Source organism: Flagellimonas profundi, from assembly GCF_017313275.1.
Taxonomy (GTDB): domain Bacteria; phylum Bacteroidota; class Bacteroidia; order Flavobacteriales; family Flavobacteriaceae; genus Flagellimonas; species Flagellimonas profundi.
Window position 1 is genome coordinate 937,068 of the sequence record NZ_JAFLNM010000001.1, and the last position, 14,528, is coordinate 951,595.

The 14,528-nt window shown below is 41.7% G+C and carries 13 protein-coding genes; 5 read left to right on the top strand and 8 right to left on the bottom strand.

Annotated features, from left to right (window positions below):
- Positions 1–8 precede the first annotated feature (8 nt).
- Positions 9–2,789, bottom strand: coding sequence for an excinuclease ABC subunit UvrA (gene uvrA, locus J0654_RS04275; protein ID WP_207026417.1), 2,781 nt, complete (start codon positions 2,787–2,789; stop codon positions 9–11).
- A gap of 251 nt (positions 2,790–3,040) precedes the next feature.
- Between uvrA and J0654_RS04280 the strand changes: the two genes are divergently transcribed.
- Positions 3,041–3,625, top strand: a complete 585-nt coding sequence (locus J0654_RS04280; RefSeq protein WP_207026418.1) for an RNA polymerase sigma factor — start codon at positions 3,041–3,043, stop codon at positions 3,623–3,625.
- A 50-nt stretch (positions 3,626–3,675) separates the two neighbouring features.
- A complete protein-coding gene (locus J0654_RS04285) occupies positions 3,676–3,846 on the top strand; it encodes a hypothetical protein (protein WP_207028054.1) in 171 nt (56 codons plus the stop codon).
- Between the two features lie 32 nt (positions 3,847–3,878).
- On the opposite strand, the gene J0654_RS04290 is transcribed toward J0654_RS04285, so the two are convergent.
- Positions 3,879–4,541 (bottom strand): endonuclease III domain-containing protein, encoded by a 663-nt coding sequence (locus tag J0654_RS04290; protein ID WP_207026419.1) that lies wholly within the window; start codon positions 4,539–4,541, stop codon positions 3,879–3,881.
- Positions 4,542–4,596: 55 nt separating this feature from the next.
- On the opposite strand from J0654_RS04290, the gene bcp reads away from it, so the two are divergent.
- On the top strand, positions 4,597–5,049 hold the full coding sequence (bcp, locus tag J0654_RS04295; RefSeq protein WP_207026420.1) for a thioredoxin-dependent thiol peroxidase: 453 nt from the start codon (positions 4,597–4,599) through the stop codon (positions 5,047–5,049).
- Between the two features lie 34 nt (positions 5,050–5,083).
- Here bcp and J0654_RS04300 read toward each other — a convergent pair whose 3' ends face one another.
- Complete coding sequence (locus tag J0654_RS04300) at positions 5,084–6,535, bottom strand: TonB-dependent receptor (RefSeq protein ID WP_207026421.1); 1,452 nt, start codon at positions 6,533–6,535, stop codon at positions 5,084–5,086.
- 89 nt (positions 6,536–6,624) lie between these two features.
- Between J0654_RS04300 and J0654_RS04305 the strand changes: the two genes are divergently transcribed.
- Both J0654_RS04305 and J0654_RS04310 read left to right on the top strand, forming a co-directional pair.
- Complete coding sequence (locus J0654_RS04305; RefSeq protein ID WP_207027975.1) at positions 6,625–7,389, top strand: MBL fold metallo-hydrolase; 765 nt, start codon at positions 6,625–6,627, stop codon at positions 7,387–7,389.
- 5 nt (positions 7,390–7,394) lie between these two features.
- Entirely contained in the window at positions 7,395–7,886 is a 492-nt protein-coding gene (locus J0654_RS04310) for a hydrolase (protein WP_207026422.1), read from the top strand.
- A 299-nt stretch (positions 7,887–8,185) separates the two neighbouring features.
- Here J0654_RS04310 and J0654_RS04315 read toward each other — a convergent pair whose 3' ends face one another.
- The 5 genes from J0654_RS04315 to J0654_RS04335 all read right to left on the bottom strand — a co-directional run bounded on the left by J0654_RS04315 (position 8,186) and on the right by J0654_RS04335 (position 14,128).
- Positions 8,186–9,688, bottom strand: a complete 1,503-nt coding sequence (locus tag J0654_RS04315; protein ID WP_207026423.1) for a BspA family leucine-rich repeat surface protein — start codon at positions 9,686–9,688, stop codon at positions 8,186–8,188.
- Positions 9,689–9,933: 245 nt separating this feature from the next.
- A complete protein-coding gene (locus tag J0654_RS04320) occupies positions 9,934–10,593 on the bottom strand; it encodes an alpha/beta hydrolase (RefSeq protein ID WP_207026424.1) in 660 nt (219 codons plus the stop codon).
- A 9-nt stretch (positions 10,594–10,602) separates the two neighbouring features.
- Complete coding sequence (locus tag J0654_RS04325) at positions 10,603–10,926, bottom strand: hypothetical protein (RefSeq protein ID WP_207026425.1); 324 nt, start codon at positions 10,924–10,926, stop codon at positions 10,603–10,605.
- Positions 10,926–12,179: a dihydroorotase gene (locus J0654_RS04330; RefSeq protein ID WP_207026426.1), complete on the bottom strand. Its 1,254-nt coding sequence runs from the start codon at positions 12,177–12,179 to the stop codon at positions 10,926–10,928. The genes J0654_RS04325 and J0654_RS04330 overlap by 1 nt, the downstream gene beginning before the upstream one ends.
- Positions 12,176–14,128, bottom strand: coding sequence for a BatA domain-containing protein (locus J0654_RS04335; RefSeq protein ID WP_207026427.1), 1,953 nt, complete (start codon positions 14,126–14,128; stop codon positions 12,176–12,178). Before J0654_RS04335 ends, J0654_RS04330 begins: the two co-directional genes overlap by 4 nt.
- Positions 14,129–14,528 lie beyond the last annotated feature (400 nt).

Genomic DNA, 14,528 nt, shown 5'->3' on the forward strand with positions numbered 1-14,528 from the left:
AAAACCGATTACGATAAGGTGTTTTTCAAGTATTGTGCGGTGTAGGATTCTGTATTCTTGATGATTTCTTCAGGAGTTCCCTCTACCACCAAATTACCACCTTTTTCACCGCCTTCAAGACCAAGGTCTATAATATAATCGGCACATTTCACCAATTCCATATTGTGCTCTATCACAATAACGGAATGTCCTTTGCCTATCAACTCGTCAAAGGATTTGAGTAACTTTTTAATATCGTGAAAGTGTAGTCCCGTTGTGGGCTCATCAAAGATGAACAGGGCTTTTTCCTTGGTATGGCCTTTCACCAAAAACGATGCGAGCTTTATACGCTGTGCTTCACCACCGGACAGGGTAGAGGAGGACTGGCCTAAGGCCACATAACCCAACCCAACATCTTGTAGCGGCTTAAGTTTGGTCACTATTTTATCTTGTTTATGGGTAGAGAAGTGTTCAATGGCATCATCAATGGTCATGTTGAGTACGTCGTCGATGTTTTTGCCTTCAAACTGGACCTCTAAAATATCTTTTTTGAACCGTTTGCCATCACAGGCGTCACATTCCAAATGAACATCCGCCATAAACTGCATTTCTACAGTGATTTCACCTTCGCCCTTACATTTTTCGCAACGGCCACCATCCACATTAAAAGAGAAATGCTTGGCCTTATAGCCACGTAGCTTGCTTAATTTTTGTGATGCGAACAGGCTCCGGATATCATCGTAGGCCTTTATATAGGTAACAGGATTGGAACGCGAAGAACGGCCTATGGGATTTTGGTCCACAAATTCAACGTGTTTGATATGGGAATACTTTCCTTCCATGGCAGAGAACTGGCCTGCCTTTTCACCGTACCCCCCCGTCTCTTTTAAAATGGAAGGATACAGTATTTTTCTTACCAAGGTACTTTTTCCACTTCCCGAGACTCCTGTAACAACAGTAAGCACATTCAAAGGAAACGTGACATCTATATTTTTGAGGTTGTTCTCACGTGCACCCTTGATCTGAATGTAATGTTTGGAATTCCTACGCTCTTTGGGTACAGGGATTTCCATTGTTCCGTTGAGGTAGGATGCCGTTAAGGAATCGGAGGTAAGGATGGTTGCCCAATCTCCCGTGGCCACAACTTTACCGCCTAAGGTTCCCGCTTCTGGGCCAATGTCAATGATTTCATCTGCGGCCTTCATAATATCTTCGTCATGCTCCACGACGATAACGGTATTGCCCAGATCGCGAAGCGACTTTAAAACCTCAATCAAATTTTCTGTATCTCGTGGGTGCAATCCTATACTGGGCTCATCCAGAATATACATGGAGCCCACCAAGCTACTTCCCAAAGAAGTGGCCAAATTGATGCGTTGACTTTCCCCACCTGATAGCGTATTGGATTTTCTATTTAAGGTGAGGTAGCTCAAACCTACTTTGTCCAAGAAGTCCAAACGCGTAGTAATTTCTTTAAGCAGTCTTTTGGAAATGGAGGTATCGTGCTCGGAAAGTTGCAAGGCTTCAAAAAAGGGCATCAATTGGTTGATGGGCAGTTCGATCAAGTCTGAAATGGATTTACCGCCTACTTTTACATAATCCGCTTCCTTTCGCAGTCGTTTTCCTTTACATACAGTACATCTGGTCTTGCCGCGGTAACGGGAAAGCATCACCCTGTTCTGGATTTTATAACTTTTTTCCTCGAGCTGCTCAAAAAACTTGTGGATTCCTATAAAATGGTCGTTCCCGTCCCAAACCAATTGTTTTTGTTCTTCGGAAAGCTCAAACCAGGGTTTATGTATGGGAAAATCGAACTTGTAAGCTGAATTCACCAATTGATCACGGTACCAGCCCATACTTTCGCCCCGCCAAGGAAAAACGGCATTTTCGTAAACGGATAAAGCTGTATTGGGAATCACCAAATCTTCATCAATACCGATAACATCCCCATAGCCTTCACATTTTGGGCAGGCCCCGTACGGATTGTTGAAACTGAACAAGTGAACGTTCGGTTCCAAAAACTTCATCCCGTCAAGCTCAAACTGGTTACTAAAGGTTTTTATGTCCCCGGTTTGAAGGTTTTCAATGGCACATTGGCCCTTTCCTTCAAAAAATGCATTGTCTACTGCATTGGCTAGGCGATTGTAAAAGTCCTCATCATCCTTAACAATAATGCGGTCCACTACAAGATCGAATTCCCTACCAATATCTTCTGGAGCTTGATCGATTCGGATAACTTCTCCCTTATATTTAATACGGGCATACCCTTGCTTGGAGAAAAGTTCCAACGATTTTAAAGGTTCCCGCTCTTCGGTAATAGTGATAGGAGCCAACAATAGGAGCTTATCTCTCTCGTTCAACTCCTTTATATAATCGATTACATCAGTTACTGTATGCTTTTTTACTTCTCTACCAGAGATAGGGGAAATGGTCTTCCCGATCCGGGCATACAACAACTTTAGGTAATCATAGATTTCGGTTGTGGTCCCGACAGTGGATCTGGGATTGGTGGAGTTTACCTTTTGTTCAATGGCAATCGCTGGGGCTATACCTTTTATATAGTCCACTTTAGGTTTATCCAGCTTACCTAAAAATTGTCGTGCGTAGGAAGAAAGGCTCTCCACATATCTTCGTTGTCCTTCGGCATACAGAGTATCAAAAGCTAAACTGGACTTCCCGGAACCGGATAAACCCGTGATTACCACCAACTTATTCCTTGGGATGACGACATCTATATTCTTTAGGTTATGCAGTTTGGCACCCTTTATGATAATATTCTGCTTGGGATCTACGTTGATATTGATTGCCATTTGTTAAAATTAGGGTTTCAAAGATACGATACACCACACTTAATACGTATATTGTAGCAGTTAACATATAAAAAACGTCAACTCACAACATAGATTTTAGGTCGCCTGCCTAATTATCTATATTCGAAGTGTAATTAAAATCCTGATAGGCCTATACAGAATAATTACTTTTTAAAGATTAAAAACTGAATAACTATAGTCTTTCTTGACAAAGGGAGGACTGTGATTTTAACCCAAAAAAAGTAATTTGTATGGAACAACTACAGATTAAAGACTCGATTTTAGTAAAGAATTATATTGACGGAGACGAGAAGGCTCTTGAAATCCTGATCAACAGGCACAACCAAAGAATCACCAGTTTTATTTACAGCAAAGTTTTGGACCGAGATGTTGCAGAGGACATCTTCCAGGATACTTTTATCAAGGTGATCAAAACCCTTAAAAAAGGAAAATACAGCGAAGAAGGTAAATTTTTACCTTGGGTGATGCGTATTGCTCACAACTTGGTAATAGACCACTTCCGTAAAAATAAAAGAATGCCCAAATTTGAGGGTAGCGACGATTTCAACATTTTCTCCGTAATCAAGGATGAAAAGTTGAACGCGGAAAAGCAATTGATCAAAGACCAAATAGAAAGTGATCTTACGGTTCTAATCGATGAATTGCCGGATGACCAGCGTGAAGTATTGATCATGCGTATTTACAAGGATATGAGCTTTAAGGAAATATCCGAAAACACAAATGTGAGCATCAATACAGCTTTGGGTAGAATGAGATATGCCCTTATAAACCTAAGAAAAATCGTAGAGCGTAAAAATATCGTTTTAACGAATTAATCGGCATTACGTCGAAGCCAACAATATTTCCAATCTAGCGCCGTTATATAATGGAAACAATTACTTACGCTAGAAATATGGAAAACATTTACTCTGAAGAACAAAAATCCGTTAAAACGGTAAAAGCAAGCAGGAAAACAGTAGATTTTTTACTTAGCTTTTCAAAATCGATTCATGTAGTTGACTACAAAGAACACCAGTTTGAAGCAACATTAAATTAATTTAAGGATCAAACTGACGAAAAGAGCCGCGATTAGCGGCTCTTTTTGTTTTTATAATATTCGTTGATGACCGATTTTCTTCCAATGGTCTTGGTAATTATATCTTTATCCAAGTCCCAGCCCCTGGCAGGGGAATATTCCCTACCATACCAAATAATTTGAAGATGTAATCGATTCCAGATTTCTTCGGGGAACAATCTTTTGGCATCGCGTTCTGTTTGTACCACATTTTTACCGCTGCTAAAACCCCACCGGTACATCAACCGATGTATGTGGGTATCCACTGGAAATGCGGGGATTCCAAAGGCCTGCGAAACTACAACACTAGCGGTTTTGTGTCCTACTGCGGGCAATTCTTCCAGTAGCGCTATGTCTCTGGGTACTTCACCATTATATTTTTCGATCAGTATTTTGGAAAGCCCATAGATACCTTTGGATTTCATAGGGGAGAGGCCAACTGGTTTGATGATTTCTCGAATCTCGTCCTCCGATAGTTTGACCATATCATAGGGATTGTCCGCTTTTTCAAATAACAAGGGGGTGATTTGATTGACCCTAACATCGGTACTTTGGGCAGATAGTAAAACCGCGATCAATAAGGTATAGGGATCTTTATGGTCTAAAGGAATCGGAATTGTAGGATAGAGATCGTCCAAGGTTTTGATAGCAAAATCAACCTTTTCTTGTTTGGTCATATTTGTTTAACTTTGATAATGTAAATATTAAACAATTAATTCAATAGCAACGCACATGAATATGTTAAAAGTAGGGGATAAAGTACCTGATTTTTCAGCAAAAGACCAAGACGGCAACACAATTAATCTTAGTGATTACAAAGGCAAAAAATTGGTGGTTTTTTTCTACCCCAAGGCCAATACGCCTGGTTGTACTGCGGAAGCCTGTAATTTGCGAGACAATTATAAAGAATTACAGGACCAAGGTTTCGAGCTTTTGGGCGTAAGTGCCGATTCGGAAAAGAAACAATCCAATTTTAGGGACAAATACGAATTTCCTTTCCCTTTATTGGCCGATGAGGACCATACGGTGATCAACACCTTTGGTGTTTGGGGACCAAAGAAATTTATGGGCAAGGAATATGATGGCATCCACCGTACCACATTTGTTATTGATGGTGATGGCGTTGTTGAAAATGTTATCGAAAAGGTAAAGACAAAAGATCACGCAGCCCAAATATTGGCTTAATAAAAAAGGCGCTGAACCAGCGCCTTTTTTATTTCTATTCCTTTTCTTCCAGAACTTTTCTGGTAAATAGGTTTTTCTCCTTTATAATCTCTGCAATACCTTCAGGCAATTCTTTTTCCCATCCCTCATCTTTCTTGATGATTTTTTTGAGTACGTCCCTTGAAAAAATATGAAGTACTTCAGGATCGTAGTCAATAATATCCATCACCTTGCCATTGTACTTAAAGAACTTGTACAATTCCTTCATTCGTGGGTGAACCTTTACATTGTTACTGGTAAGTATCTGACCCGTTTCTGGATCCTTCATCGGGTACAGGTAAACCTTCAGATCTTTAAAGAACAACTTACCGAAAGCCTCCAAAATACCACCACTTAAGTGACGATAATATTTTTCATCAAATACATCCACCAAGTTGTTGACGCCCATGGTCAATCCAATTTTGGCCTTGGTGTAATTATTAAAGTATTCCACAAGTTTATAATACTCCTGGAATTTGGAGATCAATACCGTGTGGCCAAGGGAACAAAGCAATTCCGCTCGATCCATAAAATCCTGTTCATCAATTTCACCAGCGGCCTTAAGGTTGGAAAGTGTTATCTCAAAAACAACGATCGCATTTTCCATATCCACCGTCTGTTCCCTGATAAAAATATCGTACGATTTCTGGAACATGTCCATATTTACCTTGGTCACAGGTCTAAAACTACCACGCAGTGCCAAGATATTTTTCTTGTAAAGCACGGCTGCCGGAAGCAAGTTGTTCCCATCAGGACCGAACATTACCGCATCCGTCATGTCGTTTTTAATAAGCTGAAGGCTCATCAAGCGGTTATCGACATCAGCAAAATTAGGTCCTGTAAAGTTGATCATATCAATCTCCAAAGTATCATGGTCAATATGATCATATAAGTATTTTAATAGCTTTTTGGGCTTATGGAATTTAAAAAATGCACCATAAATCAAGTTTACACCTAAAATACCAAGGGTTTCCTGTTGTAATCTGGCTTCGTTTTGTTTGAACCGGATATGCAGTACAATTTCATCATATTCCTTCTGGTCCGGATCTAACTGAAACCGAAGTCCAACCCAGCCATGCCCTTTGTACCTTTTGGAAAAATCAATGGTGGCCACGGTGTTGGCATAACTAAAGAATAAATAGTCCGGGTTACTGTCCCTACTGATTCGTTCTTCGACCAAACGCATCTCATGGTCCAACATCTTTTTTAATCGGGATTGGGTAACATAACGCCCATCTTCCTCGATACCGTAAATGGCATCACTAAAAGATTTATCGTAAGCACTCATGGCCTTTGCAATGGTCCCGGAAGCTCCTCCTGCTCTAAAAAAGTGCCTAGCGGTTTCTTGGCCGGCCCCAATTTCGGCAAAGGTTCCGTAAATATCTTGATTCAAGTTGATCCTAAGGGTTTTCGCCTTTATGGAAGGGATGTTTTCAAAAGCATTTTCTTTGCTTGGTATGCTCGGCATGTCCGTTTTTTTAATGTATAGCAAAGTTACACTCTTCAAACAATCTATTAAATAAATAAGTTATAATTTTGGATTTAATGGATGATAAGATGACCATTACTTTTTTGGGTACGGGAACTTCACAGGGAATACCGGTAATCGGAAGCGAGCATCCCGTTTGCTTAAGTCCGGACCCCAAGGACAAAAGACTGCGTGTATCCGTATTGATCTCTTGGAATAATTATAATTATGTAATTGATTGCGGACCAGATTTTAGGCAACAAATGCTTACCAATCCGATAGACAGGTTGGATGGCATTTTGTTTACCCACGAGCATGCCGATCACACTGCGGGAATCGATGATATACGTCCCTTTTTCTTTCGACAGGGCGATATCCCCGTATATGCGCACCCGCGGGTGTTGGATTCCCTTCGCAGACGTTTCGACTATATTTTTGCTGATGAAGACCGTTACCCGGGAGCTCCTGCCGTTCAAGTCCATGAGGTTTTCAAAAATGAAAACATTCCTCTGGGCGATTTGGATGTAGTACCTATTGAAGCTTTCCACAACAGATTGCAGGTTTTTGGGTACCGCTTTGGTGAATTTATCTATATGACGGATGTAAAACGGGTAGAGGAAGAGGAGATCAAAAAAATGAAAGGGGCCAAAGTGTTGGTGGTGAATGCTTTGCGACGTGAGCCCCACCATTCACATTTTAATTTGGAAGAAGCTCTGGAATTTGCCGAAAGGGTAGGAGCGGAGCAAACGTATTTTACGCATATCAGTGCGCTATTGGGATTTCATGAGGAAGTGGAAAAAAGTCTGCCCAAAAACATACATTTGGCCTACGATAACCTACAGATAAAAATTTAGATTTGATGAAAAACAGCATTTTTCTATACCTATTTGTTTTTGCAGCTTTATTGGCACTTTTCCAATATGTTACGGGAAACAATATGCAAAAAGCATTGACCTCGGATGTAAAACAACTTGAAGAAGAGGTGGTGAAGCTTGAAGATTCCTTGCAGACCATGCATTTAAAGGTATTGGACATGCAATACTTTACATTGGAAAACAATGATGATGCTTTGGCCTACTACGATCATTTGAATTTAGAAAACCCATCGTTGTATATTCAGGATAAACTATTGGAAACCAATGAACAAAAAGGTGACAATCCGTTGATTCCGTACGAAGGAATGGAAAGTGACTTTAAGATCAACAAGATCAAAGTGCTCAACCATAAATGGATTCTGGCCGATTTTTCCGATGGAAAATATTGGGGAGACCTTATTATCAAGTATGAGCTAAAGGATGATCTAAGTGTGGACTTCACCTTGGCAGAACATTTGCTCTACGCACCGCAGTAATCAGATAGCGGTTTCGCAGTATCCTTTTGGAAGTGTCCCAATGGCCAAAAATCTCACTGGTTTTTACAAATGGTCCTGGCTTTTGTGTGTTGGGTGAGGTAGTGGGCGTGTCGTGGGAAATCCATACCAATACGTGGGATTCTTCAATCGCTGTGCTCTTTCAGAATGACAAATGCGGTATTCAGTTTGCAGTCATCAGTAACCAAGTAAGAACAAAAAAACCACCGAAAGACCCTTGGGCCTCCCGGTGGCAAAAAATGGTTCCAGTTGTTTGGTGTTTCCAAGGAACTATTTCAATATCAATTACATTGTTGAAGAAATTGACCTGTAAAGACCCATGAATGGTTATTTACCAGATTAGTGATGGCGTCGATCAAATCTGTGTTTTCTATACAGACGGAAAGGTTATCCAATCCCAGCGTTATTCCATCGGGGCCATTGTTGTTCTCCACAAAAGTGTTCCAGCTTATCAATGTGTCGCTAAGGTTGGCTTCCGACATACCACAATTATCCAACATACTTGTCATGTCGGTTACACTGCCAATGTCCCATCCCCCTAGGTTCCCGTTAAAGGAGGTGGCAAGAAGGAACATAAACGACATATTGGTGACATTGCTTGTGTTCCACCCACTGATGTCCCCGTTAAAGGAGGTGGCATCTTGGAACATGCCCTCCATTGTGGTGACATTGCTTGTGTCCCACCCACTGATGTCCCCGCTAAAGGAGATGGCATCTTTGAACATATACGACATATCGGTGACATTGGAGAGGTCGGGCGCGTCCGTGGCATGGTACTCCATGTTCTTGCACAATGCAAAAGCATAAGCAAAACTTTTCCACTGTATGCTCCCCCATTGTTCGATGCCCATCAACTTCAGGGCACTTTCATTTTCTGTAAACATCCATATTGCCGGGAACTCTCCCTGTATGGCCACGGTATAGGTGCCCGCTGTGGCATATATATGGAAGGGAGTATCTGCCGTGGCAATCTCCTCCACCGTGCCATCGCCCCAGCCTATGGTATAGTCGTAGGTGTATTCATTCCGTGTACCGATTCGTACTAGCTCCCCATCGACATCGGTCTTCCAAACAGTGATAAAGGAGGCGGGGTCCTCGAACACGCTCTCTATCACGTTTTCCACCTTAACGGTCACCGTGGCGGTGGCGGTGTCCTCCCCATCGCTTACCTGCACCGTGATCACATGCTCCGTTGCCGTCTCAAAGTCCAGGTTCTTGCCGGGGGAAAGGCTGAGCTCCCCTGCTTCGGTGATCTCAAAGAGGTCGTTCTCGTTCTCGATAATCGTAAAGGTGAGGGCGTCATTGTCCGCATCGGTGGCCGTTACCGTGCCAATGGTCTCGGTGTCCGCTATGTCCTCTTGGACGGTGAACTCTTGGTCCTCGATCACGGGGGGCACGTTGGGGGCCGTGGTCACTTTTATGGTCACCGTGGCTTTAGCGGTTTCCTCCCCATCGGTGACGCTCACCGTTATGGTGTGCTGGACCTTGCTCTCCGCATCCAGGGCCTTGCCGGAGGCCAGGCTCAGTGCGCCGGCCTCGGTAATCTCAAAGAGGTCGTTGTCGTTCTCGGATATTGTAAAGGTGAGGGCATCATCGTCGGCATCGGTGGCCGTTATCGTGCCGATGGTCTCGGTGTCCGCTATGTCCTCTTGGACTGTGAACTCTTGAGCCTCGATTACCGGGACACTGTTCTTTACCGGTTCGCGGCCGTGATCCTTGCCACAGGACCATGCCAAAACCAAGGCCGTTAGGGCAATACTGAATCTTCTTGCTTTCAATGTCATATTCTCTATTTAAAGTTTTTATCTCTGCAAGAATGCCATTTTTATAAAAAAATAGGGAGGGGGATTTACCAATGGTCCGTTTGGGTTGACAGAGAAGGGTTCTGGGTTTATGGGATCCTATGACTTGAGATTAAGGAGTTGGAAGTTGGGAGGGAAAGTTCACGGTTAAACCCGTTAGTGTACATCTGTGGAACTTTTGTCGGGTAAAAACAAATTTAGGAGTTGGGAGTGACCCAGTTCCACAATCAAATATGCTCCTGCAACCAGTTTTTAAAGGAAAAGAAATTCTGCTGGGATACTCCATGCCCCACAGGAAACTCCTTGTAAGTCGTTGGAATATTTAAGTTTTTCAGAAATTCCGGGGACTTTTGGGCCCATTCCAATGGGATCACTTGGTCCACCTGCCCGTGCGAAGCATAAATATTTAGACCGCTATGGTCCTTATCCGCATAGTTGTCCACCAAAATATTTTCGTTGATATATCCGCTAAGGGCGACCACATTTTTTACTTTTTCCGGATACGATAATGCTACGGCATAACTCAAAATAGTGCCTTGGCTAAATCCTAAAAGCGTAATGTTTTCTTTATCCAAGTTGTACACTTCAATGGCCTCATCCATAAAAGCAACTATTTTTTCCCTGGATTCCTTGGCCTGCTCATCATCACTCCATTTACCTTGTTCCGCATCAAAATTTATGGCATACCACGCATGGCCAAAAGGTTCCAGACCATAGGGGGCCTTTACCGAAAAGATCATCAATTCCTCCGGTAGTTCAGATGCAAATGAAAAAAGGTCTTCCTCGTTGCTACCGTAACCATGGAACATAAAAAGTGCAGGAGCTTTTTCGGATTTAATTGAGGATGGACGTAGTAAATATGTTAATGATAAGGGTTTGTGGGACATTATTTTAATTTAGGATATGAATGTGAACCATTTTTGAAAGTATTTGCCCAAAACAGGTAATGGCTTGGTCGTTTCATTAAGAACTTGTAAAAAGCCAAAAACCCATATAATCAGATAAAAGATATAGATGGGTAAAGACAAATACACATAACCGGAGTAAGTAAGCAAAATGGCCAGGGCATGAAAAAGTACATGAATCCCAAAAGCCTGCCGAATATGGAACCGGGCAAAAGCATTCTTGGGTTCAATGTTCATGGTGATGGCTATTAAACAGCCAATTATGGTAATGTAAGCTACAATCGCGGTAGTTTTGCCGGGTTTGGAATCACTCATTATAATGTACTTTGATCATTGTTGATAATTCCGTAAACCTTTCCTTTTAAGGCAGCGCCTACGAACATGCTGTTTTTTGATGTCGACAGGATATCTTTTGTATCAAAAATATACTCCCCCTCAGGATTGAAAAGGGTAAGACAGGCTTCAGCACCTTCTTCCAGCTTTGGAACTTCTATATGATATCGTTCTCGACCCTTGGTCAATATGTCGATGGTTTCTTCAAGCTCAAAAATGGTATTCAAACTTCCGAAGGTAGATTCCAGTCCAAGGCTACCGCTTTTTGCATTATCGAACTCCACACGTTTATGCTCAATATCCATTGGTATGTGGTCCGAGGTCACAAAATCAATGGTTCCGTTTTTTACCCCTTTGATCAAGGCTTTGCAATCTGCACCGGTCCGTAGAGGGGGGGATACCTTAAAGTGAGTGTCAAAACCTATCAAGTTCTCGTCCGAAAAGAAGAGATTATGTACCGCAACACTACAGGTCACATCCAAGCCCTTTTTCTTGGCCTCGGCTATCAGTTTTACCGAGCCTGCCGAGGAAATTGTAGGTATATGGAGTTTTCCTCCCGTATATTCCAATACGAACAAATCCCTTACAATCTGAAGTTCTTCGGCCAGAGCAGGGATTCCTTTAAGTCCCAGTTTTGTGGATATTTCGCCTTCGTGGGCGACACCTTTTCCTTTGATATCGCCATCCTGGGGAAAGGAATACACCAATCCATCAAAATTTTGGGCATACAACAGTGCTATTTTGAGCAGATTGGGATTGGAAATCTGCTTTTTGAAATCGTAAAAAGCAACAGCACCTGCATTTTTCATATCAAAAAGTTCGGCAAGCGCTTCCCCATCCGAATTTGTGGTCAATGTACCAATAGGATGCACCTTGGTGGCTTTTCCATGTCCGCGTTCCTTTAAAAACACGATATCTGAGCTGGTATCGGGAACGGGATGGGTGTTCGGGTTGAGCACAATATTGGTAAAACCGCTTTTGCCCGCTGTAAAAAGTCCATTGGCTATGGTCTCGCGTTCTTCAAATCCTGGTTCGCCAAAACTTACACTGCTATCAAACCATCCCAATGAAACGTGCAGGTTCTCTTTTTCCACCACCTTTATATTGGTGGGAGCTTCCACAGAGACGCCAATCTTTTCTATTATCCCTTTTTTGATAAGGATATCACGTTTTTTCAAGTGAAGTTCCTTGTTCCCAGGGCATACAATTTTTGCAGACTTCAGCAGAATGTTCATGTAACAAATTTTTGAATGAATACCTCAATAAGCGCCAGAAGCAACGCTAAAATAACAAACCATTTCCAATATGCGGTAATGTTGCTTTCCGCTTCCAAATACTCGAACAGGGCAGGAATGGAATCCATGGTGTTTATATTTTCCAATGTAGCCAGATCCAAATATTTTAGCTGACTTTCACTTCTCGGATAGTTGAAACTTATATTTTGTAAAGTTTTATTGTTCTGTACAATCGAGTAAATCCCGTCTTCCGCAGGGTTCTGGTCAAAAGTAAGTCGTACTCGATTGCGAAAAATCTGCTGGAGCGGAATAAACTCATATCCTTCCTTGGAAACTTTTAAAATATTCTCTGTACCGATTTCGGCAGAAACATCCACTGTGTTGATGTTGCCAAGGGTTTGATAAGTTTTTGATACCCGCAAACTTGATTGTGCCATATTATAAAAGGTAGGCACAATCAATGGGGAGTTGATGAAATTTGAATTTTCCAATTCCAAAGGGACCGTAAATACATACAATCCATCATCGCCGACCAAAAAGGCGTCACCACCATCCATGGACAATGCCATGGGAAGACTCGTCTGGATTCCAAAATGCTCTTTAACGGATGGGTATTGAAAATTTGTTACTTCCTTTTCAAAAACATTACGATACAAGGGATGATCAAAGCTTATGGTGGTCAATTGTTGATCTACAACAACTTTTTCTGAAAATTGAGTGGACGATAAGCTGGATAACAAGCTATTGTACGATGAAATATCGGAGTTGGTGGCGGGAACAACGATCAAGGTTCCCCCTTCATTTTTAAATGAACGTAGCGTATTCTGAAGACTACTTGGAATTGCTTTCAGATTATCCAAGATCACCACATTTTGATTGTCCAAATTACTATAGTCCAGCTGGTTTAATCGATATTTTTGAAAATCGAACTCATCACCTCGGAAAAGACGGTTTACATAATCACCATCCGATTCGCTAATGGCCAGTACATTGATTTTTTCTTTGGAATTGATGTTAAAGTAAAAACGATTGTCGTACCCCAATGCATTATCAATAATGCTCAAACGTCCGTTCAATGCTTTATTGGCAGGAATGGTAAATTCGACTTCCGCATCTCCATCCGACTTAAATTTTGCTGCTGTTTTGGCAATCAGTTCTGTATTATTATAAAGTGAAATGGGCAAGGCCTCATCTTCATTGCCGCCGGAAAGGAATACATGGAGCGTAGCCTGATCGTTGACATTTTCATCCACATGAACAGAATCGATGGAGATATTCTGATTTTCCTGAGATTGCATTGGAACAAAATATGTTGACAAAGTAGTGTCTATATCGGTGTTTCCTGATGATATCCTTTCTTGAAAATCTGATACCACAATCAGATTTTTGACCGTACCCTTGTTTTGGGAAAACATGCTTTTAGCCTTTAGGCTAATTTCGTTGAGATTCAACTGTTTGTAGGAGTAGGGGAGCGCTAACAATGAGTTTTGGATATCCGACACTCGAACATTGCTAAATGTTTTTTCGTTGGTAAACAGACTGAATACGGATTCCCCATCAATATTCTTGATCAAGTCCTGGACCGCTTTCTCCAAAAGTGAAATGCCATTGTTCTTGGCCTGCATACTAAAGGAATCGTCCAAATAAACTACGGTCTCTTTTTCTTGTAGGGCCGTGTTCGCCGAGGTGAAAGGTTGGGCAAAAGCAATGATAATGGCAGCTAATAACAACAAACGGGTGAACAATAGCAACCATTTTTTAAGGGTGTTGCTTTTTCTGGACTCCGAGACCACCTTTTGTAGCATGGCCACATTGGTAAACGGTGTTTTCGTAAAGCGCCGTAATTGAAATAAATGAATTAAAATGGGTATGACTAGAAGAAAAAGTGCCCAAAGAATTTCTGGATGTTTAAACTGCATTCCCAACATTGCTTGATCAAAGATAGGCATTAAAACATTCTGATTTCAAACTTCATTTACCAATGATCAATCAACAATCTAGAATCTATTGCAATTTCGAACGCTCCGATGACCATCGGGACTCAGAAATCCAGATGCTTCAGTCGTTATGCTCCTTCAAAATGGCAGGTGGAGAATAAATGAGGAGTTACGGTTTGTCATTCTGAGCAAAGCGAAGAATCTTTTTGACATGAGTTTCACAAACACCTCAACTATGGTCGATTGTCATTTCGAGCGCAGTCGATAAATCTGGATGCTTCAATCGCTATGCTCCTTCAAAATGGCAGGTGGAGAATAAATGAGGAGTTACGGTTTGTCATTCTGAGCAAAGAGAAGAATCTTTTTGACATGAGTTTCACAAACACCTCAACTATGGTCGATTGTCATTTCG

What these genes read in the sequence shown, in the direction of transcription:
- J0654_RS04335 (WP_207026427.1), bottom strand. Translation starts at nt 14,128, where the DNA reads ATGCCTATCTTTGATCAAGCAATGTTGGGAATGCAGTTTAAACATCCA.
- J0654_RS04330 (WP_207026426.1), bottom strand. Translation starts at nt 12,179, where the DNA reads ATGAACATTCTGCTGAAGTCTGCAAAAATTGTATGCCCTGGGAACAAG.
- J0654_RS04300 (WP_207026421.1), bottom strand. Translation starts at nt 6,535, where the DNA reads ATGCCGAGCATACCAAGCAAAGAAAATGCTTTTGAAAACATCCCTTCC.
- bcp (WP_207026420.1), top strand. Translation starts at nt 4,597, where the DNA reads ATGAATATGTTAAAAGTAGGGGATAAAGTACCTGATTTTTCAGCAAAA.
- J0654_RS04305 (WP_207027975.1), top strand. Translation starts at nt 6,625, where the DNA reads ATGACCATTACTTTTTTGGGTACGGGAACTTCACAGGGAATACCGGTA.
- uvrA (WP_207026417.1), bottom strand. Translation starts at nt 2,789, where the DNA reads ATGGCAATCAATATCAACGTAGATCCCAAGCAGAATATTATCATAAAG.
- J0654_RS04320 (WP_207026424.1), bottom strand. Translation starts at nt 10,593, where the DNA reads ATGTCCCACAAACCCTTATCATTAACATATTTACTACGTCCATCCTCA.
- J0654_RS04325 (WP_207026425.1), bottom strand. Translation starts at nt 10,926, where the DNA reads ATGAGTGATTCCAAACCCGGCAAAACTACCGCGATTGTAGCTTACATT.
- J0654_RS04310 (WP_207026422.1), top strand. Translation starts at nt 7,395, where the DNA reads ATGAAAAACAGCATTTTTCTATACCTATTTGTTTTTGCAGCTTTATTG.
- J0654_RS04290 (WP_207026419.1), bottom strand. Translation starts at nt 4,541, where the DNA reads ATGACCAAACAAGAAAAGGTTGATTTTGCTATCAAAACCTTGGACGAT.
- J0654_RS04280 (WP_207026418.1), top strand. Translation starts at nt 3,041, where the DNA reads ATGGAACAACTACAGATTAAAGACTCGATTTTAGTAAAGAATTATATT.
- J0654_RS04285 (WP_207028054.1), top strand. Translation starts at nt 3,676, where the DNA reads ATGGAAACAATTACTTACGCTAGAAATATGGAAAACATTTACTCTGAA.
- J0654_RS04315 (WP_207026423.1), bottom strand. Translation starts at nt 9,688, where the DNA reads ATGACATTGAAAGCAAGAAGATTCAGTATTGCCCTAACGGCCTTGGTT.